1 pseudogene is annotated in these 1,177 nt (G+C 62.7%); it reads right to left on the reverse strand.

The annotated features are described in order from the left end of the window. Positions 1-1,177, reverse strand: a pseudogene (locus ACTS11_RS06735) (DNA-directed RNA polymerase subunit beta'); the annotation flags it as partial.

Consider the following 1,177-nt stretch of genomic DNA (forward strand, 5'->3'; position numbering starts at 1 on the left):
TCAGGCCTTCCTTGAAGTTCGACAGGATCGGCGTCTCGATGATCTCGCCCGACGGCTTGGCCATCAGGCCGCGCATACCGGCCAGCTGCTTCATCTGGGCGGGGCTGCCGCGGGCGCCGGAATGGCTCATCATGTAGATGGAGTTGATCTCCTTCTCGCGGCCGTCGTCATCCTTCGGCGTGGCGCGGATCTCGTCCATCATCGCGTTGGCGACCTGGTCCGAACAGCGGCTCCAGGCGTCGATCACCTTGTTGTACTTTTCCTGCTGGGTGATCAGGCCGTCCTGATACTGCTGCTCGTAATCGGCCACGAGCGCGCGGGTTTCCTCAACCAGAGGCTCCTTCGCGTCGGGGATGATCATGTCGTCCTTGCCGAAAGAGATGCCGGCCTTGAACGCGTGGCGGAAGCCCAGCGCCATGATGCCGTCGGCGAACAGGACCGTGTCCTTCTGGCCCGTGTGGCGATAGACCTGATCGATAACGTCGGCGATTTCCTTCTTGGTAAGAAGGCGATTGACGATCTCGAACGGCACCTTGTGCGACTGCGGCAGCTTCTCGCCGATCAGCATGCGGCCCGGGGTGGTATCCACCCGCATCATATAGGTGTTGCCGTCCTCGTCGGTCTGCGGGACGCGGGTCGTGATCTTCGAGTGGAGCGTCACCGCACCGACTTCCAGCGCCTGGTGCACTTCGGTGATGTCGGCGAGGATCGAGCCTTCGCCGGGCTCGCCTTCGCGGTCCATCGACAGATAGTAGATGCCGAGCACCATGTCCTGCGAGGGCACGATGATCGGCTTGCCGTTGGCGGGCGACAGGATGTTGTTCGTGGACATCATCAGCACGCGCGCTTCCAGCTGGGCCTCGAGGCTCAGCGGAACGTGCACGGCCATCTGGTCGCCGTCGAAATCGGCGTTGAACGCGGCGCAGACCAGCGGGTGGAGCTGGATTGCCTTGCCCTCGATCAGGACCGGCTCGAACGCCTGGATGCCGAGGCGGTGCAGCGTCGGTGCGCGGTTCAGCATGACCGGATGTTCGCGGATCACCTCATCGAGGATGTCCCAGACTTCCTTGCGCTCCTTCTCGACCCATTTCTTCGCCTGCTTCAGCGTCATCGACAGGCCCTTGGCGTCGAGCCGGGCGTAGATGAACGGCTTGAACAGCTCGAGCGCCATCTTCTT

This window comes from Roseicyclus sp., from assembly GCF_052168335.1.
GTDB lineage: Bacteria > Pseudomonadota > Alphaproteobacteria > Rhodobacterales > Rhodobacteraceae > Roseibacterium.